Annotated in this window: 20 protein-coding genes; 9 read left to right on the forward strand and 11 right to left on the reverse strand. The window is 39.8% G+C overall.

Annotation, left to right across the window (positions count from 1 at the left end; genetic code table 11):
* Window positions 1-9: 9 nt before the first annotated feature.
* Window positions 10-477, reverse strand: coding sequence for a MarR family winged helix-turn-helix transcriptional regulator (locus tag ACNARN_RS06010; RefSeq protein WP_368927450.1), 468 nt, complete (start codon window positions 475-477; stop codon window positions 10-12).
* Between the two features lie 115 nt (window positions 478-592).
* Between ACNARN_RS06010 and ACNARN_RS06015 the strand changes: the two genes are divergently transcribed.
* On the forward strand, window positions 593-1780 hold the full coding sequence (locus tag ACNARN_RS06015) for an MFS transporter (RefSeq protein WP_416304239.1): 1188 nt from the start codon (window positions 593-595) through the stop codon (window positions 1778-1780).
* Window positions 1781-1791: 11 nt separating this feature from the next.
* A complete protein-coding gene (panM, locus tag ACNARN_RS06020; protein WP_198619257.1) occupies window positions 1792-2199 on the forward strand; it encodes an aspartate 1-decarboxylase autocleavage activator PanM in 408 nt (135 codons plus the stop codon).
* 23 nt (window positions 2200-2222) lie between these two features.
* Here panM and ACNARN_RS06025 read toward each other — a convergent pair whose 3' ends face one another.
* From ACNARN_RS06025 to ftsY, 5 genes are all read right to left on the reverse strand, one after another.
* The gene (locus ACNARN_RS06025; RefSeq protein WP_416304240.1) at window positions 2223-3371 is read right to left on the reverse strand and encodes a glycerate kinase; all 1149 of its coding nucleotides are present in this window, start codon (window positions 3369-3371) and stop codon (window positions 2223-2225) included.
* Between the two features lie 94 nt (window positions 3372-3465).
* Window positions 3466-4320: an RNA polymerase sigma factor RpoH gene (gene rpoH / locus ACNARN_RS06030; RefSeq protein WP_023583733.1), complete on the reverse strand. Its 855-nt coding sequence runs from the start codon at window positions 4318-4320 to the stop codon at window positions 3466-3468.
* 367 nt (window positions 4321-4687) lie between these two features.
* Window positions 4688-5665 carry a permease-like cell division protein FtsX gene (gene ftsX / locus ACNARN_RS06035; RefSeq protein ID WP_109372037.1) on the reverse strand — a complete coding sequence of 326 codons (978 nt, stop codon included), beginning with the start codon at window positions 5663-5665 and terminating at the stop codon, window positions 4688-4690.
* Window positions 5658-6323: a cell division ATP-binding protein FtsE gene (gene ftsE / locus ACNARN_RS06040; protein WP_023583735.1), complete on the reverse strand. Its 666-nt coding sequence runs from the start codon at window positions 6321-6323 to the stop codon at window positions 5658-5660. Before ftsE ends, ftsX begins: the two co-directional genes overlap by 8 nt.
* 5 nt (window positions 6324-6328) lie before the next feature.
* Window positions 6329-7981: a signal recognition particle-docking protein FtsY gene (ftsY, locus tag ACNARN_RS06045; protein ID WP_416304241.1), complete on the reverse strand. Its 1653-nt coding sequence runs from the start codon at window positions 7979-7981 to the stop codon at window positions 6329-6331.
* 228 nt (window positions 7982-8209) lie between these two features.
* Between ftsY and rsmD the strand changes: the two genes are divergently transcribed.
* Window positions 8210-8794, forward strand: a complete 585-nt coding sequence (gene rsmD, locus ACNARN_RS06050; RefSeq protein WP_368927460.1) for a 16S rRNA (guanine(966)-N(2))-methyltransferase — start codon at window positions 8210-8212, stop codon at window positions 8792-8794.
* A gap of 17 nt (window positions 8795-8811) precedes the next feature.
* A complete protein-coding gene (locus ACNARN_RS06055; RefSeq protein WP_109372044.1) occupies window positions 8812-9108 on the forward strand; it encodes a DUF1145 family protein in 297 nt (98 codons plus the stop codon).
* An 80-nt stretch (window positions 9109-9188) separates the two neighbouring features.
* On the opposite strand, the gene ACNARN_RS06060 is transcribed toward ACNARN_RS06055, so the two are convergent.
* Entirely contained in the window at window positions 9189-9575 is a 387-nt protein-coding gene (locus tag ACNARN_RS06060; protein ID WP_198619253.1) for a DUF2500 domain-containing protein, read from the reverse strand.
* A gap of 147 nt (window positions 9576-9722) precedes the next feature.
* Between ACNARN_RS06060 and ACNARN_RS06065 the strand changes: the two genes are divergently transcribed.
* Both ACNARN_RS06065 and ACNARN_RS06070 read left to right on the forward strand, forming a co-directional pair.
* Complete coding sequence (locus ACNARN_RS06065) at window positions 9723-10349, forward strand: lysoplasmalogenase (RefSeq protein WP_109372048.1); 627 nt, start codon at window positions 9723-9725, stop codon at window positions 10347-10349.
* Window positions 10350-10528: 179 nt separating this feature from the next.
* Window positions 10529-12910 (forward strand): zinc/cadmium/mercury/lead-transporting ATPase, encoded by a 2382-nt coding sequence (locus ACNARN_RS06070; RefSeq protein ID WP_416304242.1) that lies wholly within the window; start codon window positions 10529-10531, stop codon window positions 12908-12910.
* Between the two features lie 59 nt (window positions 12911-12969).
* Here ACNARN_RS06070 and tusA read toward each other — a convergent pair whose 3' ends face one another.
* On the reverse strand, window positions 12970-13224 hold the full coding sequence (gene tusA, locus ACNARN_RS06075) for a sulfurtransferase TusA (protein WP_109372081.1): 255 nt from the start codon (window positions 13222-13224) through the stop codon (window positions 12970-12972).
* 205 nt (window positions 13225-13429) lie between these two features.
* Here tusA and ACNARN_RS06080 point away from each other — a divergent pair, with 205 nt between their 5' ends.
* The 3 genes from ACNARN_RS06080 (at window position 13430) to ACNARN_RS06090 (ending at window position 16777) form a co-directional block, all read left to right on the forward strand.
* A complete protein-coding gene (locus tag ACNARN_RS06080; protein ID WP_416304243.1) occupies window positions 13430-14104 on the forward strand; it encodes a 7-cyano-7-deazaguanine/7-aminomethyl-7-deazaguanine transporter in 675 nt (224 codons plus the stop codon).
* 364 nt (window positions 14105-14468) lie between these two features.
* The gene (locus ACNARN_RS06085) at window positions 14469-15572 is read left to right on the forward strand and encodes a glycerol dehydrogenase (RefSeq protein ID WP_198632046.1); all 1104 of its coding nucleotides are present in this window, start codon (window positions 14469-14471) and stop codon (window positions 15570-15572) included.
* Between the two features lie 59 nt (window positions 15573-15631).
* On the forward strand, window positions 15632-16777 hold the full coding sequence (locus tag ACNARN_RS06090; protein ID WP_196532413.1) for a phosphoenolpyruvate-utilizing N-terminal domain-containing protein: 1146 nt from the start codon (window positions 15632-15634) through the stop codon (window positions 16775-16777).
* Between the two features lie 180 nt (window positions 16778-16957).
* Here the strand turns inward: ACNARN_RS06090 and glpC are convergent, their stop codons facing one another.
* The 3 genes from glpC to glpA are packed head-to-tail and all read right to left on the reverse strand — an operon-like array spanning window position 16958 to window position 21103.
* On the reverse strand, window positions 16958-18151 hold the full coding sequence (gene glpC / locus ACNARN_RS06095) for an anaerobic glycerol-3-phosphate dehydrogenase subunit GlpC (protein WP_088493856.1): 1194 nt from the start codon (window positions 18149-18151) through the stop codon (window positions 16958-16960).
* Window positions 18148-19455, reverse strand: a complete 1308-nt coding sequence (glpB, locus tag ACNARN_RS06100; protein ID WP_198625931.1) for a glycerol-3-phosphate dehydrogenase subunit GlpB — start codon at window positions 19453-19455, stop codon at window positions 18148-18150. The genes glpC and glpB overlap by 4 nt, the downstream gene beginning before the upstream one ends.
* Window positions 19445-21103, reverse strand: a complete 1659-nt coding sequence (glpA, locus tag ACNARN_RS06105) for an anaerobic glycerol-3-phosphate dehydrogenase subunit A (RefSeq protein WP_171455253.1) — start codon at window positions 21101-21103, stop codon at window positions 19445-19447. The genes glpB and glpA overlap by 11 nt, the downstream gene beginning before the upstream one ends.
* Between the last annotated feature and the right edge of the window lie 108 nt (window positions 21104-21211).

A 21211-nucleotide genomic window follows, 5' to 3' on the forward strand; every position in this document is an offset into this window, starting at 1 on the left:
TTACCCTTTTTACGAATGGCGAAAAGTGTTTGTCACATCAGTAAAAAAACGTTGGATCGCTTGTTTTTCACTCTGATTATATTGTTCAAATAACGCAGACCATTTTGCTTGAGATTGTTGATGTAACACCTCATGCGCGTGAAAAAGCCGCTCGCCTTCTTCTGTTAAGATAAAAAATATTTCTTTCTGATTATCTGCTAATTTTATTTTTTCAATCGCGCCTTTCTTTTGTAATCGACTACATATCTTTGAGACAGCACCTCGTGTCATTGCCATATATTCACTGATAGTTGTGAGATTTCTCATACTCTCTTCACCAATACAATGGATCACATGCAGTTCTGTGAGTGAGTAATTATCTAACCCATTCTCTTCTAATACTTTTTTATGATTGCTATCGGCTTGTTCATCTTTAAGATGCAAAAAATCACTTAACCCTTTTAGTAAGTCCTGTGTGGTTATATTCTCTTTCACCATTTTGTTTCCTTGGAAAAAATAATATTAAAAATAGTATCAAAAGCATTTACAACAATCAAAATATCGCTATTATCTATTTTGTTTCCGTGGAAACAAAATAACAAAGGGCAATATTATGAAACTATCAATCCGCAGTCTATTTTATCTCATTTGCTTTAGCGCGCTGCTGGGCTCTTTGGCGCAAAATATCTATACCCCTGTACTTCCCTTGATCCAACAGCTATTTAATACCACGTTATCATTGGTTAATTTAACGGTATCTGCATTTACTTTTGCTATGGCTGTTATGCAACTATTTTACGGCTCATTGATTGATAAATGGGGAAGAAAACCTATTTTGCTTGGCGGATTAGCCATTTCAATCGTGGGAGTTTTGGGCTGTGTTTGGTCTGACTCTATTGGCGTATTGATTTTTTGGCGGGTGATCCAAGCCATCGGTATCGCGGCTATTCCTGTGGTTGCAGCCACTATTCTTGGGGATCTTTATCAAGGAAACGAGCGTGCTAAAGCAATGGGATCATATCAAATGTTATTAGCACTAGCTCCTGCTTGTGGTCCTTTATTAGGCGGGTATTTAGCGCAACATTATCAATATCAAGGTATTTTTATTTTCTTGGCCATAGTCGGTGTCATATTACTTATTACGCATCTCTTTTATTTACCTGAAACACGTCCAGAACAGAAAGAAGCTTTTAAAAGCATGTCTGCAATGCAACAAGTACTTATGGCGCCTGCGGGTAAATCTATATTTGTCATCAGTTTTATGGTGTTTTATAACTATTTTTGTCTCTTAGTATTTTTACCCTTAATAGCCTTTCATCTCTATCAGCTTAACAGTACCGAAATCGGTGGATTGTATGTCCCTATGTCTATTGCACTGATTTCAGGTAGCTATCTTTACCGTAGGATTTGCCATTTATTTAGCATTGAATTTGGTGTAATTATAACCTCCTGTATTAACCTGATTATGCTGACGCTATTTGCACTCTTTTGGCAAATATCACTTCCTATGATGTTGGGTTTAACTGTGTTATATGGGCTTTCTCTCGGATTAACCATGCCAACACATACCACATTATTAGCGAGTTATTTCAGTACAATGAGAGCAACCGCAATGGGGATTTATAACTTTATTCGTTATTGTGGAATGGCTGCGGGTCCTATGGTGGCGACCTATTTTGTCACTGGTAATAGTTATGAGTATGTCTTTTATTCTTGTGTGATCTTCACGAGTTTGGCATTGTGTTTCACATTCAAAACATTAATGTCATCATTAAAAGAAAAAAGGCACACTGCAAACTAACAGGAAATTTGATGAAACTGACCATTGAAAAACTGACACAGCTTTCAACACAAGACCGTATCGATTTAGGTAAAATTTGGCAAGAGCCTTGTTATCAACATGCACTAACAACCGAAATTACCGAAGATAACACTCTCTTTGTGGCACGTTTTAATGAGCGATTACTGGCGGCTTGCCGTATTCAATTATCGGGTAATAAAGCGATAATCACCGATTTTATGGTCAGAGAAGTAACACGTCGCCGTGGTGTTGGGCATTATTTACTGACACAATGTTTATCTGCATATCCTGATATTCCCCATTGGCAAGCAATAAGCTTATCCAACGAAGAAAATGGATATGATGTTGCACATGCTTTTTTAACACACCATCAATTTAATCCATCACCACAATCTGATCTCTATGTTCTCAATATTTGACAATATTCTTACTCTAAACAATTCTACAACTTGATATATGACGAATAATAAAGCCTCGCCACATTATAAGCCGTCTCATTAAGATTTTTTTGCGCATTACTTAACGCATCAGAAAGTGTAGAAACACCAGGAACAATAGAAAAAACCGCATCAATACCCTGCTGATGAACTACATCGTAATCTGATAAATAACCACCGACCAACGCAATAACAGGAAGGTGGTATTTTTTTGCCAACTTAGCAACGCCTGTTGGTGTTTTACCTTGCGCCGATTGGCTATCCATTCTCCCCTCGCCCGTGATCACCAAATCTGCATCAATAAAATATTTTTCTAATTCAACAGCTTTAGCTACCAATTCGACACCTTGCGAAAGTCTTGCTTGCGTAAATGCAAGCAAAGGCAGAGCCAATCCTCCCGCAGCACCACTTCCTGCTATATGGATAAGAGTGCGTTGCGTCATTTTCTCAAGATAAGTACCAAAATGGTGTAATGCGTTATCAAGTTGCGCAATATCGTCTTTGGTTGCTCCTTTTTGTGGACCAAAAATAGCGGATGCTCCTTTTTCGCCACACAATGGATTAGTGACATCGCAAGCAATCTCAATTTCAATTTCAATATGTTTTAGTTTGGGATTGAGTTTGGTGATATCAATAGAATGAAGTTGGGCTAATGATAGCCCTCCAAAAGGTAAAGATGCCCCAAACTTATCTTTAAGACCAAGACCGAGTGCTTGCATCATCCCTGCACCAGCGTCATTTGTAGCACTGCCACCTAATCCTAAAATAATTTTTTTAACGCCCATTTCAAGTGCGGCATTAATTAATTCACCCGTACCATAACTGGTCGTTAATTTGGGATCACGTTGAGATGAAGGAATAAGATGAAGACCAGAAGCTTGTGCCATTTCAATCACAGCGGTGGTGTTATCACCTAAAAGTCCCCACGTTGCGGTCACTTGTTTACCTAAAGGCGAACACACTTGTGTAGAGATAAAACGGCCTTGCGTTGCATCCACCAGCGATGTCACCGTGCCTTCACCACCATCCGCCATAGGAATACAACAATACTGAGCATCGGGTAAATAACGTGAAAAACCCTGTTTTATTGCTGTTGCAACTTCTTTCGCACTTAAACTTTCTTTAAAAGAATCAGGGGCGATAACTATTTTCACGTTATTTTCTCCAAGCAATAAAAAAGCGATATTTTCATATCGCTTTTATAACATACTCTACTTTATGGGAGCGTGTGCTTGGTCTGAAATGTGATTAATCTTCAATCGCTAAACGCAATTTCTTCATCGCATTTTTTTCCAATTGACGAACACGCTCGGCAGAAACACCGTATTTTGTCGCCAAGTCTTGCAATGTCGATTTGTTATCATCATCTAACCAACGAGCACGAATAATGTCTTGGCTACGTTCATCAAGAGTTTCAATTGCTGACGTCAGTTTATCTGTCGCATGATTATCCCAGTTATCTTCTTCAATGCCGTCGGCAAAGTCAGAAGACTTATCTTCTAGGAAGAGTACAGGAGCAATAGGATGTGAGTCATCACTATCGTCAGCGGTCATATCAAATGCCATATCTTGTGCTGACATCCGTGATTCCATTTCTCGGACATCACTTTCTGATACACCTAATTCTCTTGCAACAAGCTCCACTTCATCTTGATTAAACCAACCTAAACGCTTTTTATTTTTTCGCAGATTAAAAAATAGTTTACGTTGTGATTTTGTGGTCGCGACTTTCACGATACGCCAGTTGCGTAGCACATATTCGTGAATTTCAGCTTTGATCCAATGCACAGCAAAAGAGACTAGTCGAACACCCACTTCTGGGTTAAAACGACGAACCGCTTTCATCAAACCAATATTACCTTCTTGGATAAGATCAGCTTGTGGTAAGCCGTAACCTGAATAGCTGCGAGCAACATGAATAACGAAGCGTAGATGTGAAAGGATAAGCGTTCTTGCTGCATCCAAGTCACCATCGTAATGCAGCCGTTCAGCGAGTTCCTTTTCTTCCTCTGCGGTTAACATCGGATAGGAATTGGCTGCACGTATATACGCTTCGATGCTGCCTTGCGGAACCAATGCTAAGGATTGCATTTCTTTTGTCATTCAAATCCTCATGAAAATCAAATAAATAATTAAAATTATCGCTGTAAGGGAAAATAGATGAGCCTTATAAATATAGCTTAAATAGGAAGTCTGTTAAGGTTTTTTACGATGTGTTTTTATCATAACGACTATTTGACCAGCATAAAGACTAAAGGTTCATCTCGCATCTATGTTTACATATCTTTGTACTTTTCTATCACAGAAGCAAATATGACTGTTGCCTTATCGTAGAAAAGAGTGCGTGCATTATTATGCCAGAGACGGGGCGTCGATAAAATGGCTGGGTGACGATATTAACGTAACCCAGCCTGATAAAAAAATATCTTCTCATTATTTATGAGGATAAGTATAAAAATGCTCTAATTCATTATTCTGGTGTGAATTGACGCAAATGTTGCATTGTTGTCAACCATGCAGCAAGCCAACCAATTGTCATAGCAACTAGAATAAGAATGATAGATTCATCAAAACCTAGTCCTGAAATGGAAAATGAAGTCCCAAACACGATCGCAGCTTGAGTCACTACATCAGAGAGTTTCCACACCAGTAAAGCTGAAAAGATCAGGGCAAATACGGCACCAATAAAGCCGAGGATCAATCCCCAATTAAGGAAAGGACGCATAATAAAGCCATCAGTTGCACCAATTAGCTTCATCACATTAATGGTGTCACGGCGACTGAAAATATTGAGGCGCACACTGTTACCAATTACCAATAACAGGGCAACAACCATCAATGTGCCAATCACCAAAGCAATTTGCCCGACTAATGAAGTTAACGTTGAAAGCCGAGTAAACCAACTATCATCCATTCTTACTTCGTCAACACCGGGTATTTTCGCTACTGTATCACGCAAATTCGTCATTAATTGTTGATCGCTAGGCTCCATAACAGGTGTCACAATCGCAACCGCAGGTAATGGATTCTCTTCTAACATATCTAACGCACTGCTAAAGCCAGCCCAAGAACGAAATTCTACTAGCGAATCTTGTCGTGAAAGATAGTTAACATCTTCGACTTTTTCTAAGGCTTCTATTTTTTTGATCGTGGCTTCAGCTAATGAATCATCAAGAGATTTATCAAGATAAACAGTTAATTGTGGTGTTGGATACCATTGTTCTGACGCAGTTGAGACATTCTTCCAGACAATATAGAAGATGCTAGGTAAGGTGAGTGATATAGCGACAACCATTACCGTTAAAAAAGAGGAGAGCGGCTGGCGTAAAAAATCAGCCATAGTATTACGCCATGCGTAACGCCATTGTTCTCGTCTTCCCCCTTTTAGCGCCTTGGTTTTTGCACCTGGCGTTGGCATTGATTTACGGGAACTTTTTGCTTTAGCCATTTTGTCCTCCCACCATTCTGCCTTGCCCTAATGTAAGAATACGATAATTTCTACGCTCTATCAGGGACATATCGTGCGTCGCCATTAACACCGTTACACCAACACGGTTGAACTCTTCAAAAAGGCGCATGATACCTTCTGAAAGCTCACCATCAAGATTACCTGTTGGTTCATCTGCGAGTAAAACTGTCGGTTTATTCACAACAGCGCGCGCAATACCGACACGCTGTTGTTCACCACCAGAGAGTTGAATAGGATAATTTTTGGCTTTATCCAATAGTCCTACTTTATCTAAAGCGGCTGAAACTCTTCGCCGAATATCCTCTTCACTCGCGCCAGCAATAATCAGGGGAAGAGATACGTTGTCATAAACCGTTCGATCCATCAATAAGTGGTGATCTTGGAAGATCATCCCAATTTGACGACGCAGAAAAGGGATCTCACTATTTTTTAGTCTACTGATATCATGACCAGCAAACCAAATAGCACCATCACTTGGTCGTTCTATTCCACAAATTAACTTAAGCAATGTACTTTTACCGGCGCCAGAGTGACCCGTTAAAAAAGCCATTTCACCAGGGCGAAGATGAAAATCAACTCCCTGTAATGCTTGTCTTCCACCTAAATAAGCCTTGCTGACGTGTTCGAAGCGGATCATTAAAACTACTCCTCGCGGGCAAACAGAGCCTCAATAAAATCGTCGGCCTTAAACGGACGTAGATCTTCAATACCTTCACCTACCCCGATATAACGGATAGGAATACTAAACTGATCAGCTATGGAGAAGATAACGCCCCCTTTTGCTGTACCATCGAGTTTAGTCAATGTTAATCCAGTTAGCCCAACTGTTTCATTAAAGAGTTTTGCCTGACTAACTGCATTTTGTCCAGTACTTGCATCTAACGTCAGCATCACTTCGTGTGGTGCTTCTTCGTCTAATTTCTTCATAACACGAACGATTTTTTTCAGCTCTTCCATTAAATGGGATTTATTCTGCAATCGTCCTGCGGTATCAGCAATAAGAACATCGACACCTTTTGCTTGGGCTGATTGAATTGCATCAAAAATAACAGATGCAGGATCAGCGCCAGTATGTTGTGCCACAACAGGGATATTATTACGCTCGCCCCAAACTTGTAACTGTTCAACAGCCGCAGCTCGGAATGTATCACCGGCAGCTAACATGACAGATTTACCTTCAGCTTGGTATTGTCGCGCTAATTTTCCGATTGTGGTTGTTTTACCAACACCATTAACGCCAACCATTAAAATAACAAAAGGTTTTTTACCTTCAATATTTAATGGTTTATCAACCTTACTTAAAATATCGCCCATCTCTTCACGTAATTTTCCGTAAAGGGCTTCAGCATCTTTAAGATCTTTATGAGTGGCGTGTTTGGTCAGGCTAGTGATGATTTTAGTGGTGGTTTCCATACCCACATCAGCAATTAAGAGTTGCTCTTCTAACTCTTCAAAAAGCTCATCATCAATTTTCTTACCACGAAATAGGCTAAGGAACCCTGAACCTAAGTTCTGGCGAGTTTTCAGTAAACCTTTTTTCAGTCGGCTAAAAAAGCCTTCTTTCTTAGGTTTCTCTTGTTCAACAACTTTATCTGCTAGTACTTCTTCGCGTAAAGATTCAATATCTTCAGCTTCCGCTTGCGCAATAGCAAGACGTTCGTTTTCTTCTTGCGCTAAACGTTGAGCTTCGGCCTCTTGAGCCAGACGTTCCTGCTCTAAACGCGCCGCTTCTTGACGTTGCGCTTCTAAACGTTCTTGTTCCGCTTTAAGTTCAGCTTGGCGTTGCGCTTCTTCTTGCGCTAAACGTTGAGCTTCAGCTTCTTGAGCCAAACGCTCTTGCTCTAAACGCGCCGCTTCTTGACGCTGTGCTTCTAAACGTTCTTGTTCCGCTTTTAGTTCAGCTTGGCGCTGCGCTTCCTCTTGCGCTAAACGTTGAGTTTCAGCTTCTTGAGCCAGACGGGCTTGTTCTGCATGCTCGGCCTCTAAACGCGCTTGCTCTGCATCTATTTCTGCTTGGCGCTGGGCTTTCTCTTGTTCTAAACGTTGTTTTTCAGCTTCTTGTGCCAATCTATCTTGCACAACACGTTGCGCTTCTTGGCGCTCTACTTCTAAACGTTCTTGTTCCGCTTCTAATTGCGCTTGGCGAGCCGCTTCTTCTTGCGCCTCTTTTGCCAAACGTTCTTGTTCTAAACGCTCTTCTTCTAAGCGTTGCTGTTCTTTCTCTTGCTCAATATTTTCTTCTTTGTTACGCCCAAAACCGAGCCACGAGAAAAAACCTTTTTTTTCTTTTGCCATTAGCTACTAAACTCCTCGCACTAAATCATGGCGCGATTACATTGACGATATTGAAAATAATAATGAAGTCTATCATTTGATCATAGATAAACGCATCTTTTATACGAATTTTATGGTAAATTATTGCGGATTAAATCAAGGGAAGTCATCGAGATAACAACAGACACGAATTCCTTATTCCCAAAGACACTCCAAAACTCACGTTTAAACGATATAAATCAAAATAATATGGCCAAAAAACCACAAAAAGCCCCAATGGGACAAATCAGAATAATTGGGGGAAAATGGCGTGGTCGTAAACTTCCTGTTCTCGATAGCCAAGGATTACGACCAACAACGGATAGAGTGAAAGAAACGCTCTTTAATTGGCTAATGCCTGTTATCCAAGATGCCCGTTGCCTCGACTGTTTTGCAGGAAGCGGTGGTTTAGGAATTGAAGCTCTTTCTCGCTATGCTCGTGAAACCACGTTTATCGAATATGAACGTGCCGTTGCCCAACAAATTACCGCAAACTTAACCTTACTAAATGCAGAAAATGGGCATGTCATTCAAGACAGTGCATTGTCATATCTCGCTAAACAAGGTTCACCTTATAATATCGTTTTTTTAGATCCTCCTTTTCATAAAGGCATGTTGTCAGACACTATCCAATTATTAGAAAATAACGGCTGGTTAGCGCAAGATTGCTATATTTATATCGAGGAAGAAATTAAAGCACAGACTTATACGCTTCCTACCACTTGGACATTGCATAGAGAGAAGATCGCAGGGCAAGTTGCGTATCGTCTTTATATTCGCAATCTATCTGCTTAATTTTTTATGGAGCTGCTATGTTAATCTTTTTTGGCCGATTTTTAATGGTCGGTGTTTGGGGCTTTCTATTTTTAAATATTATTTCTCCGTTTCCTAAGCCTTTAAAATATTTTATGGATATCGCCATGATTTTTATGGTGATTATGCATGGTTTACAAATTGTCATGTATAAAGCAGGACAGCCTAAAGATCAAAAACCGTCAACGGCATTACAATTTCGTATTTTCTTTTTTGGTATTTTTGAGCTATTAAAAATACAAAAAGAACTACGAAAAGAATACGAAGAAAAACAAAAGAATAAAACGAAACAATAACCGTAATATCGTTATATCCTCGCAATTATCTGGGGTGGTCAACCAACCCCAGAGGTTGCCAACCTTATCAACAAATTCTCTTATTTCTTGTTTGATTCATCATTTGGCATATCAGTTTCAAATTTCACAAAACGACTGCCTTGCATAAATAAACGCCCTTTCATTTTAGGCTCGATATCTTGATAAGACGATTTATCAATCTTTAACACTAAATCTTTACGCGAGTCAGTGGTTAAACGAAAAGTCACTTGATAATAATGTGTTGTTTCAGGGCCATTCACATCATTTTCTCTTGAGCGCCGTTCATTTGCAGCAACTTCTTTTTTATCAATCACTTCGACCATATAGAGTGTAACAGGTGAATTATCATCACTTATTCGCTGCTTTCTTTGTTCAAAAAAACGATAAGTTGCTGACGCTATAATAACGATCAGTACCGCAATTCCTAAAATAGCCGCTTTATTCATTACATTAATTCCTATCGTTATATGGATTAAAAAGTAAGGTGCTTTATATTATTTTAATAAGTCCGTCAATTTCGTCATTAACCGCTATTCTTAAATTAAACTTTCTGTTATCAATAATAAAACAGTTCTAAATATAAGGAAGATATTATGAGTTGGCCTTTTCTCGCCGTATTATTCTCTGGGTGGCTTTATATCGATGCAGCATATCGAGGCCCTAATTGGCAACGATGGTTATTCCGTCCTATCACGCTACTTCTTTTATTACTTTGGGCATGGCAAGTTCCTGAACACAGTATCAATAGCTACCTTATTGTAGGTGCATTATTAGCTACTTTGCTTTCTGACATATTAAGAATGTTTGATAGTAAGTATTTACTACCCTCCTTTGCTTTGGTTTTCTTAAGCTACATTCTTTATATGGTCAGCTTTTTATTACCACTGCAACTCTCTTTCTATCTTCCTTTACTTGGATTCGTCATTCTTGCTTTCATTATCATTTTAGTGATTGTTTGGAGTAAGCTCGATAAATTAGCTATCCCAGCATCTCTTACTTTATTAGCTGCATTTGCTATGTTTTGGATTGCTGGAGAAAAATTCTTCTACTTAAGTAACGATTACAACCTATCTATTATGATTGGCTCATTGTTGTTAGTAATTGCTTACTCCATATGGCTTATCAACCGCTTCCGCTTCTCATTCTCGGCTTCTAAAGGGCTTGTCAGCGCCTGTTATTTTATTGGGCATTTCTTTATCGTCAGAGCCTTATTCATTTAGCATCCATTAACCCCTCGTTTTTACAAAATAGAATGAGGGGTTAATTTTTTGACCTAATTCGCACTTTTTGCCAATGAATATGCCTTCGATATCTTGACTCTGGACTCTACTCCAAGCTGTAAAGTACTTATCAGATAAATGAATTTAAACTTTACTTTGTTGAACAAGGAGAGCCAGTTATGACTAAACATGCTCATCAACACGATAATCATAAACATACCGATGCTTGCTGCTCAAGCTCTCAATGCTGTTCAGGTCACTCAGAGAATAGTACGCACTCACATACTGAAAGCGAACATTCTCATACCAAGATAGATAAAAGTGATCCTGAATCCGAGGATGAGCATCACCATGATCATGATGGTCACGATCATAGCCATGATGGGCATAGTCATGCTCATGGAAGCTGTGATATCAACGCCCCTGTTTCTAACATTGAGCCAGAAAAGATTGCACAACAACGCTTTAGCTGGAAAGTGCAAGGTATGGACTGCCCAAGTTGTGCACAAAAAATTGAAACCGCAGCACTTAAAGTGGCTGGTGTAAAACAAGCAAAAGTCCTTTTTGCCACCGAAAAATTGGTCGTTGATGCGGATAGCGATCTACGCGCAGATGTCATTGCCGCAATTAACAGTGCAGGATTTGAACTTTTTGATCTTTCATCTCCTCAATCTAAAAAAGTGGCTAAGCAAAGCCTATTAAAAGAGAGCTCGTTTGTCATTGTACTTGCGATTTTAATGGCGATTAGCTGGGGTGCTGAGTTTATTGATCCTCAAGCAGGACGTGCCGCTTTTCTTGCAACAACCTTAATTGGCCTATTCCCCATTGTGAAAAAGTCTTTGCAACTTATTCGCAGTGGTACACCTTTCGCCATAGAAACGTTGATGAGTGTTGCCGCAATTGGTGCGCTCTTTATTAATGCTACCGAAGAAGCAGCAATGGTTATTTTGCTGTTTATGATTGGTGAAATGCTGGAGTCTTATGCCGCAGGACGCGCTCGTCGTGGTGTCAGTGCATTAATGGCATTAGTGCCAGAAGAAGCGACATTAATCAAAGATGGTAAAAAACAAACTGTGCCTGTTGCGCAATTACGTCCAGGCGACATCATCGAAATTGCACCAGGTTCACGCTTACCCACAGATGCGGAATTAGTCAGTGCATTTGCAAGCTTTGATGAAAGTGCATTAACGGGTGAATCCGTACCAGTAGAGCGTCTACAAGGCGAAAAAGTAGCAGCAGGTTGTTTATCTGTGGATAGATCTGTACAGATGAAAGTGGTATCTGAACAAGGACAAAATGCTATCGACCGTATTTTGCAATTGATTGAAGAAGCTGAAGAGCGTAGAGCGCCGATTGAGCGTTTTGTGGACCGCTTTAGCCGCTACTATACCCCTGCTATTATGCTGTTCTCTGCATTAGTGATTATTGTGCCACCACTGTTCTTTGCTCAGCCTTGGGAAACATGGTTCTATCGCGGCTTAACGCTGTTATTGATTGGTTGTCCTTGTGCGTTGGTTATCTCAACACCAGCAGCAATTACCTCAGCATTAGCTGCTGCTACAAAACGTGGTGCGTTAATTAAAGGAGGTGCAGCGTTAGAGCAATTAGGCACCGTCAATACCATCGCACTTGATAAAACAGGTACATTGACTGAAGGGAAACCTCAAGTTACGGATGTTGTTGCTGAAACGGGGTTTAATGAAAAAGAAGTCCTGACTTTTGCTTCATCCGTAGAAGTCGGATCACATCACCCATTAGCAAAAGCCATTATCAATAAAGCACAAGAACAAGGCGTGCTTGTTGTTGAAGCGGAAGATCGTAAAGCCTTAGCGGGTAAAGGTATTGAAGGTTATTTAAATAGCCAACACATTCTAGTGAGTGCGCCGTCTCAATTATCAGAAACAACAACATTATCGCCTCAATGGCAACAAAAAGTTGCACGCCTTGAAGATGAAGGTAAAACCGTTGTTGTTGTATTAAAAGAGAGTCAGCTAATCGGTGTTATTGCTATGCAAGATACCTTACGCAGTGATGCCATTGAATCAATGAAATTATTGAAAGAGATGAACATTAATGCCGTAATGCTAACGGGCGATAACCCAAGAGCCGCAACGGCGATTGCGAAAAAACTTGGCATGGATTTCCGTGCAGGATTACTCCCTGAAGATAAAGTGACTTCAGTGATGGAAATCAGTAAAACGCATAACACCATGATGGTCGGTGATGGTATTAACGATGCGCCAGCAATGAAAGCAGCGACTATTGGTGTTGCAATGGGAAGCGGAACTGATGTCGCACTGGAAACCGCAGATGCAGCATTAACACATAACCGTTTAACAGGTTTACCTGAAATTATTCAGTTATCTCGTGCAACACGCAAAATCATTCGTGAAAACATCACTATCGCGCTAGGCTTAAAAGCCGTGTTCTTAGTGACCAGTTTATTAGGAATAACAGGGCTTTGGGTTGCAGTATTGGCTGACTCTGGTGCAACAGCCCTTGTCACCGCCAATGCCGTAAGATTGTTAAGAGTAAAACTTAAATCATCTAGCAAAGAATAAACTAAAAAACCCAAACTTCAATAATTGAGGTTTGGGTTATTTTTTAGCGCGATGATAAATTACAGATTGCTCTCTTTTTTACGGATAAGATAACGATAAGGTGCAGATTCAGTCTCTTGATTTAATAAATCATGTTCCATAAAACGGCAAAAGCCGGGAATATCACGTACTGTGGCAGGATCATCCGCAATGACTAAAAGCGTATCACCTAATGCCATATTTCTTATGGTTTTACGCACTAACATCACAGGCTCAGGGCAACGTAGGCCTAGCGTATCTAATGTCTTAGTTGCATCATCAAATTGAGCATTCATTCTATTAACCATTCTTCTTACACTGACAGATTGTGTCATTATATCTCGCTTTCGTGTTCACATCACGGCACATTAAGCACAAAGGTATTCCCGCTAACCTTTGCTTTTGTTGCGCAACAGGCGTATTATGCGCATCCTCTCATTTAAGAGAGAAATCACTGTTTTATTGGGTTCCCTCACCCCAATCACTAAAAAGGTACAATTTATGTATACGTTTACTCCCCGCCAAAAAGCGGTGGCGCTGTTATGGCTTTCTTTGTTCCACATTTTGATAATTACATCTAGTAACTATCTTGTGCAATTGCCTATCTCCATTTTGGGTTTCCATACCACTTGGGGTGCCTTTACTTTTCCGTTTATTTTTCTGGCAACAGATTTAACGGTTCGTATTTATGGTGCGCCTTTGGCTCGCAGCATTATTACTGCCGTCATGATCCCTGCATTAGCGATTTCTTACCTGATCTCAACGCTCTTTTTCCAAGGAAGTTGGCAAGGTTTTGCCTCATTAACTGATTTTAATATCATGGTGGCAAGAATTGCGACAGCAAGCTTTATGGCTTATGTGTTAGGTCAAATCATGGATGTGTCTGTCTTTAATCGTTTAAGACAACAACAAAAATGGTGGGTAGCACCAAGTGCAGCGATGTTCTTTGGTAATTTACTCGACACACTCGCCTTCTTCTTTATTGCATTTTATCGTAGTACTGACGCATTTATGGCGGAGAATTGGGTTGAAATTGCATTGGTTGACTACGTGTTTAAATTGACCATCTGTATGCTGTTTTTCTTGCCTGCATATGGTGTTTTGTTGAATTTTATTTTGCGTCACTTTTTCGCACAAGAAAATCAAAAACAAGATTATGCTGAAATTCGCTCATAATCTGTCTCACCTCGCAAAAAAATAATGACATAAATGTCATAATTCAAATAATAAAGCTTCATAAGTCAATTTTATGAAGCTTTATTCTGACTGAAATAATTTATTATTTTACGTAAATATTTCTTATAGTAATTAATTAGCATGATTAGTCAAACAACGTACAGAATATTACTTAAATATCATTATTATGATGTTTTTTGCATGCTAATATAAAAATGATTAATTATTTACAATGAAATATTTTATTCGTCTATTAAACTGTTAATGTATTTAAGTTCATCTCCATAGAATTCTGTGTCAATTGGGATGACAAGCCCCACCATAAGGATTTTTTACTCTCTTTTGCGAATAGTAGGAGTCTATTATGTTAAAAGTTATTCAATCCCCCGCTAAATATATTCAAGGACCAGATGCGCTATACCATATTGGTAAATACGCAAAACCTTTTGGCGATAGAGCACTGATTATTGCTGATAAATTTGTTATGGATCTCGTCGGAAGTACCGTCAAAGACAGCATGTCTCAATATGAAGTGAATGGGCACTTTGAACTGTTTAATGGTGAATGCACACACAACGAAATCAATCGGTTATCTGAACTCGCAAAAGCACAAGCCTCTCTTGTGATCATCGGCGTTGGTGGAGGTAAAACACTTGATACTGCCAAAGCTGTTGCTTATAAATGTCAGCTTCCTGTCGTCATCTCTCCAACCATTGCTTCCACTGATGCACCAACAAGCGCACTTTCTGTCATTTATACAGAATTAGGCGCGTTTGATAGTTACCTTTTCTACCCAACAAATCCTGATGTTGTCGTGATGGACACCAATATCATCGCTTCTGCGCCAGCTCGTTTATTAGTGTCTGGAATGGGAGATGCTTTAGCAACCTACTTCGAAGCAAGAGCCTGTAGTCATGCCCAAAAACAGACTATGGCAGGAGGCAAATCAACACTAGCAGCTCTAGCTCTGGCTGAACTTTGCTATAACACTCTTTTAGAAGATGGTTATAAAGCAAAACTCGCAGTCAGCCGAGGTGTTTGTACAACTGCAGTAGAAAATATTATCGAAGCTAATACCTTCTTAAGTGGTATCGGTTTTGAAAGTGCGGGTCTTGCAGCTGCCCATGCTATTCATAATGGGTTTACGGCATTAGAAGAGTGTCACAATATGTACCATGGTGAAAAAGTCGCCTTTGGTACATTAGTCCAATTAGTGTTAGAAAACAGTCCATTAGAAGAGTTAGAAGAGTTCCTCGATTTCTGTATTTTAGTCGGGCTACCGGTCACTTTAGAAGAGTTGGGTATCAATGCAACAGGCGATGAATTAAATGAAAAAATCATGGCGGTTGCTGAGTTAAGTTGTGCTGAAGGTGAGACAATTTACAACATGCCATTTGATATCGATTCCGATAAGGTTTATGCCGCTATTTTAACTGCCGACCAATTAGGACGGGAATGGCTTTATTAAAGCCTGAGTAAACAGGGAGTGTTTATCTCCCTGTTTGCATTTACAAAAAAGGGTGATTTATGGTCAGTATCGTATTAGTTTCAAAGAGCCTTACGCTCGCCAATGGTATTAAAGAGCTCGTTAATCAGACTGTAGATCGCCAAGTAAAAATTGCCATTGCGACCAACTACCAAACACCCTCTGATCTTGCTAATGAAGTGTCACCAGAAACGATACTCACAGCAATTAAAAAGTGTTATAGCAAACAAGGTGTACTCGTTTTACTCGATACTTATCATTCAGCACAAAATGCAGCACTCGCTATCGCTAATCTGGAGCATAACGTAGCCACTAACGTCGCGTTAAGTTCAGCACCAATTGTTGAAGGCACCTTGGCTGCCGCCAATAGTATTGCGTTAGGCGCTTCGCTTGAAGAAGCAGAAAAAGCGGCGCATAAAACCATTACAATTAAAAAACTGCAATTAGGTGAAAATCTGCCTAATTTTAATATTCACCCTAAAAACACAAATTACGAACCTGTCAGAATTATCACCGCACCTGTTTGGTTATACCCTTATCATCGTTTTGTGATCCCTCGTAAAAAAATATCCTCTCACTTATTACTTGAAGAGCAAAAACGTCTCGTAAAAGCCATTGAGCGATCCAAAAAAGATATAGACTGGTTAACAGAAGAAGCGTACCGCACGATTGGAGAACAATATGCCCATATTTTTTCTAGTCACCGCTTCTTATTAGAAAATACCGAATTACAACTGACTGTATGTAGCATGATAAGCAAACATCACTGTAATGCTGAATTTGCCTTACAGCAGACATTCATTGATTTAATAGATACTTATGCGCAAATGGATGATGATAATATGCGTGCTCGTGAAAGTGATTTAGATGATATTTTATCTCGATTACTACGCTATTTAACTTCAGCACCTCCGCCAATCACGCATCCTCCTTATACAAACGCAATTCTGGTGACAAAACAGCTTCATCCCTCCACATTAATGGCTCTTGATACCAATAAGATTAAAGGAATTTTATTAAGCCACGGCAATCCTCTGTCTAATACAACCGTATTGGCTAATGCACTAGATATTCCAATTATTAATGAAGCCGGAAAACAAGCGCTCTCGCTGACCGACGGGCAAAATATAACGCTCAAAAAAGTCCAAAATATTTGGCTTTATCAAAATACCTATATCTCACATTAAAAATAAGAGTATTTAAATAACCTGAGTTCCACCGTATCAGGTTATTTCATTTTCTTATTCTTTTATATTTCACAACTGTTTTTACTAAAAATAAAAAAAGGGAATAAAAGATCCTCTTTTATTCCCTAGCTGCTTGTTATCTTAGTAATCAATTACTTTTTATTATCGAATAGGTAGTACTTATAATGCTCTTGCTAATAAACTAATAGGGTGTTCACATTTTTTCGTCGTTGACATCTCAATTTGCCATTTACAGGTTTCACAGTCTGTAATTACCAAATCACAGCCACTCTCTTCAATCTGGCGGAATAAGCCCGCACCAATGCCTTGAGCAACATCGTAGTTTTCAGATTTAAAACCGTAAGTTCCGGCAATACCACAGCATTGAGAATCTAAAACAATGACTTCAACACCAGGGATACGCTTAATTAAATCAATGGAATACGCTGTCCATCCCATTTTTTCCATATGACAAGGTGTGTGATACGCCACTTTTAACGGAGTGTGCTTCAGTGGTAATTCACGACCTTCCTCTAATAAGCGATAAATATAACGTGTCGCTAATTCAATGTTTTCACGTACTTTTGATGTATCAACATCAAGGATATGTTCATACTCATCACGAATAGTGAAAGTACAGGTTGATGATGTTGCAACAACAGGAATATTGTTTTCAACAATTTTTTCTGTCAGAGATTCAAGGTTTACCGCGGCTTGTTTTTTAGCTTGTTTAACAAAGCCATTCGCAATTAATGCAACACCACAGCATTTTTCACGTTTTAATAACTGAACACCAATCTCCATTTTGTTGAATACTTTAACTAAATCTTTCCCTAATTGTGGGTGGTTATAGTTAGCATAACAACCATGAAAGAAGGCAACTTGATCTTTAAAACGCGCCTGCTCTTCAACTTGTTTTTTCATCCATGTTCTAAATGTACCAAAAGAGTATTTTGGTAATTCGCGACGATGGTCGATTTTAAGTGCTTTATCCAAGATCTTGCGTACAGGTTTTAATCCTGTAATGGTATTTACTATCGGCGCCATTGGCGTTGATAATGTACCCATTAGATCCGTATGACTTAAAATAGCATCACGAAGTTTTGGTGTTTTTGTATTGTAGTTCAGTTTCGCACGCGAAATGATGTCACCAATCTTCACATCTGACGGACAAGCAACTTCACAACGCTTACAATTGGTGCAATATTTCAATGCTTCATCATAAAGCATCGGATCTTTTAAGCGTAAACGCTCACCATCAGGACCCGCTTGTTTAGGGCCCGGATAAAGTGGATTCACTTTTGCAACAGGGCAGTAAGTCGTACAAACAGTACACTTAATGCACGCTTCAAAACTGTTATCATGTAAACTCATTGTGCTGCCTCCACAACCGCAGATGTGGTTTGTTTTGATTTATTGTGCTGTAAAATTTGCTGAGCTGCATAAAGTGCGCTGATCATTGAAACACCTGCGCCACAACCTTCATTAAGTGGGTCAAACCCACCTAATACAGCACCTACGGCGTAAACATTCTCTAAGACTTCGCCATATTTCATCGGTCTTAATTGACTATCTGTATCAACACCAAATCGCATATAAGGCTGTTTCGCAAAGACATTCTCTTTTGTCCACTCATTGCGAGGTAATGTTTCTAGCAAATCAAGTTCCATCAAAGGTTCATAGACACGATCAAACTCTGCAATTAACCCATTATTGAAGAAGCTGCCCGTTGCCAATACAACATGCTCACTGCGAATCGGAATGTCAGTATGGTTTCGAGTATGAATACCTGTAACTTTATTCCCCACTAAATCAACTTGTTCTGCACGATCGCCCGGCATTATTAAACCGCCAGCTTTTTGGAAACGCAGTTTTAATGCTTGATGTAAACGAATACCTAATAGTGATGGTGGCAATGTCGGTAATAAACAGATAGGTTTACCGACAAGTTGTTGAAGTAGCATCACTGGCTCTTCAGCATCCAGTCCAATACATGCAGGTAAAATAATTGCTTCAACACTATCATCGATATGCTTTTTCAGCTCTTCCGCTAACGCTTTAGTGTTTTCAGGTTTATCTAAATAGCGCGCAATATTGACTGCTCTAAATTCACTTGGATTATCACGTAATCTGTCTAATAGCGGTAAGTGAATATGATAAGGAATAGACTCAACACCTTGCTCATTAAGCGTATTGCTTGCAAATTGTGGCTGAAAATCTAAGAAGCCTTCGATTCCAACAACAGCCAGCTTTTTCCATGGCAACGCTTGATCAACACCATGCGTTGGCACACGTTTTGGGCTCATCCAACTCATACGTGAACGCCCAACGGGTGTAATACGATAATGGTTTTCATCACCATTACCTTGATATTCAAGACCACTCGTATTTGCTAATAGTGCTTGAGCCTGTTCAATGAAAGTTGAAACCTGAATTTCACCAATACGGCTATAAGGATGCTTAGGGGCTAATTCAGCTAATGTTGCCAATGCTTTTTTAGGTTGAGTCACTAACGAACCATCAGGAAGATGAGTTAATAAATCCAATGAACCTGATGAAAAGTGTAGCGCACTTTGACCATTACTGATGATTGCACAAGACTTACCGGCTTCAGCAAGACGAATACCTGCGGTTAATCCTGCAAGCCCGCTACCTATAATGATGACGTCAAATTTCATTATCTGCCTCCGCTGAAGCTGTTTTTTCAATCATATCAGCATCTAAACCACATAAACCTTGGTAAACCCAACTGGTGAATTCACTCTCACGTAACGCATTACCCCAAGCAATTGGTCGAATACCTTTCCAACGCTCATTTAAGAAATGGGCAAGCTGCTGTTCTGATTCGTGAGGAGTAGTGACTTGTAAACGGTTTAATAAACCCGCTGCACGACAAGCACAAAGTTCACCTTGGCATGTTCCCATACCAACGCGAGTACGGCGGCGTAAATCAAGTAAGTTATTGACAGTTAAAGAGTTAACCGCATAGCGAACTTCCCCTGCCGTAACGGCTTCACATTCACAGACTAAGCTCTTATCGCTACGTTCATTACTCAATAATTTATTAGCTAAATCACCGTGGCGATAAACCGCAGAACCACGAATTGGCGCAGGTAATGAAACAACGCTACGTAATGCTTGCTCTGCTGATTGGCGAGAGCCCGGTAAGGCTTCTTCTGCGGTTGTACATTTAGCAGAGACATTTAATTTTTCGCAGATTTTATCTGTTGCCCATTCAGCCATTAAACGGTAAGTCATTAATTTACCGCCAGTAATAGTAATAAATCCTTCTAATCCATCACGTTGCGCATGGTCGAGTAAAACAATACCACGGCTAACATTACGACCAGATGGATCATCATCACTTGCAACTAAAGGACGCACACCTGCATAAGCACGTAAAATTCGAGTTTGAGCCAGTTTTGGCGCTAGCATTGAACCTTCACGAATAAGAATATCGACTTCTTCAGGGGTGACATACATATTGTCGATTTCATCGTAAGGTACTCGTGTTGATGTTGTACCAATTAATGAAATGGTATCGCCAGGCACTAAAATATCGGCATCCGCAGGTTTACGACAGCGGTTGATCACCATATTGTTAATACGATGACCCAAAATCAACAACGCACCTTTGGCTGGGAACATACGAACTTTTAACTCGCCATATTCAGCGATTTTTTGCCCCCAAATTCCCCCTGCATTTGCCACTATTTGCGCGCGAATTTCATACAGTTTTTTCGCTTGATGATCGTAAACTTTCACACCTTTAACACGGTCGCCTTCACGAATAAGTCCAACAACTTCATGGTAAGTCAGTACTTGGGCGCCATGTTCGCGGGCATCTAACATATTTGCGGCAGTTAAACGGAAAGGATCGACAGTACCATCTGGCACTTTAACCGCGCCGATTAAATTTGGGTTAACAGATGGCTCTAAGCGAATAGCTTCTTCGGGTGAAATCGCTTGAGCATCAATACCTGCTGCTTGGCAAGATTGAATAAAGGTCTGTTGAAACTCTAAAGAATCTTCAGGAAGGGTAATAAAAAGGCCATCCGTTTTTTCAACACAATGACGAGCGACCCGTTTTAAAATCATGTTTTCTTCAATACACTCACGCGCTGACTCAGGGTCTGTTACTGCATAACGCGCACCACTGTGTAACAATCCATGATTTCGACCGGTTGCACCGGTTGCAATATCATGTCTTTCTAGCAGGACACAACGTAATCCACGGCGTGCACAGTCTCTTGCCATGCCTGCACCGGTTGCTCCCCCGCCAATAATAATGACATCAGTTTCTGTCACTGGTGAACCGCTCATCATAGAGATGCCCTCTCACATTACATTCAGCAAACGCTTAATTATTCTTTAGCGTTAATTATAGTGTATAAGATACACAAAAAATGTGGTTAATGTTTGATAATGAGCAAA

Source organism: Proteus sp. TSJ240517 (assembly GCF_047921575.1).
Classification (GTDB): Bacteria; Pseudomonadota; Gammaproteobacteria; order Enterobacterales; family Enterobacteriaceae; genus Proteus.

Coding starts and splice junctions, on each gene's coding strand:
- ACNARN_RS06010 (WP_368927450.1), bottom strand. CDS start 477: ATGGTGAAAGAGAATATAACCACACAGGACTTACTAAAAGGGTTAAGT.
- ACNARN_RS06015 (WP_416304239.1), top strand. CDS start 593: ATGAAACTATCAATCCGCAGTCTATTTTATCTCATTTGCTTTAGCGCG.
- panM (WP_198619257.1), top strand. CDS start 1,792: ATGAAACTGACCATTGAAAAACTGACACAGCTTTCAACACAAGACCGT.
- rpoH (WP_023583733.1), bottom strand. CDS start 4,320: ATGACAAAAGAAATGCAATCCTTAGCATTGGTTCCGCAAGGCAGCATC.
- ftsX (WP_109372037.1), bottom strand. CDS start 5,665: ATGGCTAAAGCAAAAAGTTCCCGTAAATCAATGCCAACGCCAGGTGCA.
- ftsE (WP_023583735.1), bottom strand. CDS start 6,323: ATGATCCGCTTCGAACACGTCAGCAAGGCTTATTTAGGTGGAAGACAA.
- ftsY (WP_416304241.1), bottom strand. CDS start 7,981: ATGGCAAAAGAAAAAAAAGGTTTTTTCTCGTGGCTCGGTTTTGGGCGT.
- rsmD (WP_368927460.1), top strand. CDS start 8,210: ATGGCCAAAAAACCACAAAAAGCCCCAATGGGACAAATCAGAATAATT.
- ACNARN_RS06055 (WP_109372044.1), top strand. CDS start 8,812: ATGTTAATCTTTTTTGGCCGATTTTTAATGGTCGGTGTTTGGGGCTTT.
- ACNARN_RS06060 (WP_198619253.1), bottom strand. CDS start 9,575: ATGAATAAAGCGGCTATTTTAGGAATTGCGGTACTGATCGTTATTATA.
- ACNARN_RS06065 (WP_109372048.1), top strand. CDS start 9,723: ATGAGTTGGCCTTTTCTCGCCGTATTATTCTCTGGGTGGCTTTATATC.
- ACNARN_RS06070 (WP_416304242.1), top strand. CDS start 10,529: ATGACTAAACATGCTCATCAACACGATAATCATAAACATACCGATGCT.
- tusA (WP_109372081.1), bottom strand. CDS start 13,224: ATGAATGCTCAATTTGATGATGCAACTAAGACATTAGATACGCTAGGC.
- ACNARN_RS06080 (WP_416304243.1), top strand. CDS start 13,430: ATGTATACGTTTACTCCCCGCCAAAAAGCGGTGGCGCTGTTATGGCTT.
- ACNARN_RS06085 (WP_198632046.1), top strand. CDS start 14,469: ATGTTAAAAGTTATTCAATCCCCCGCTAAATATATTCAAGGACCAGAT.
- ACNARN_RS06090 (WP_196532413.1), top strand. CDS start 15,632: ATGGTCAGTATCGTATTAGTTTCAAAGAGCCTTACGCTCGCCAATGGT.
- glpC (WP_088493856.1), bottom strand. CDS start 18,151: ATGAGTTTACATGATAACAGTTTTGAAGCGTGCATTAAGTGTACTGTT.
- glpB (WP_198625931.1), bottom strand. CDS start 19,455: ATGAAATTTGACGTCATCATTATAGGTAGCGGGCTTGCAGGATTAACC.
- glpA (WP_171455253.1), bottom strand. CDS start 21,103: ATGATGAGCGGTTCACCAGTGACAGAAACTGATGTCATTATTATTGGC.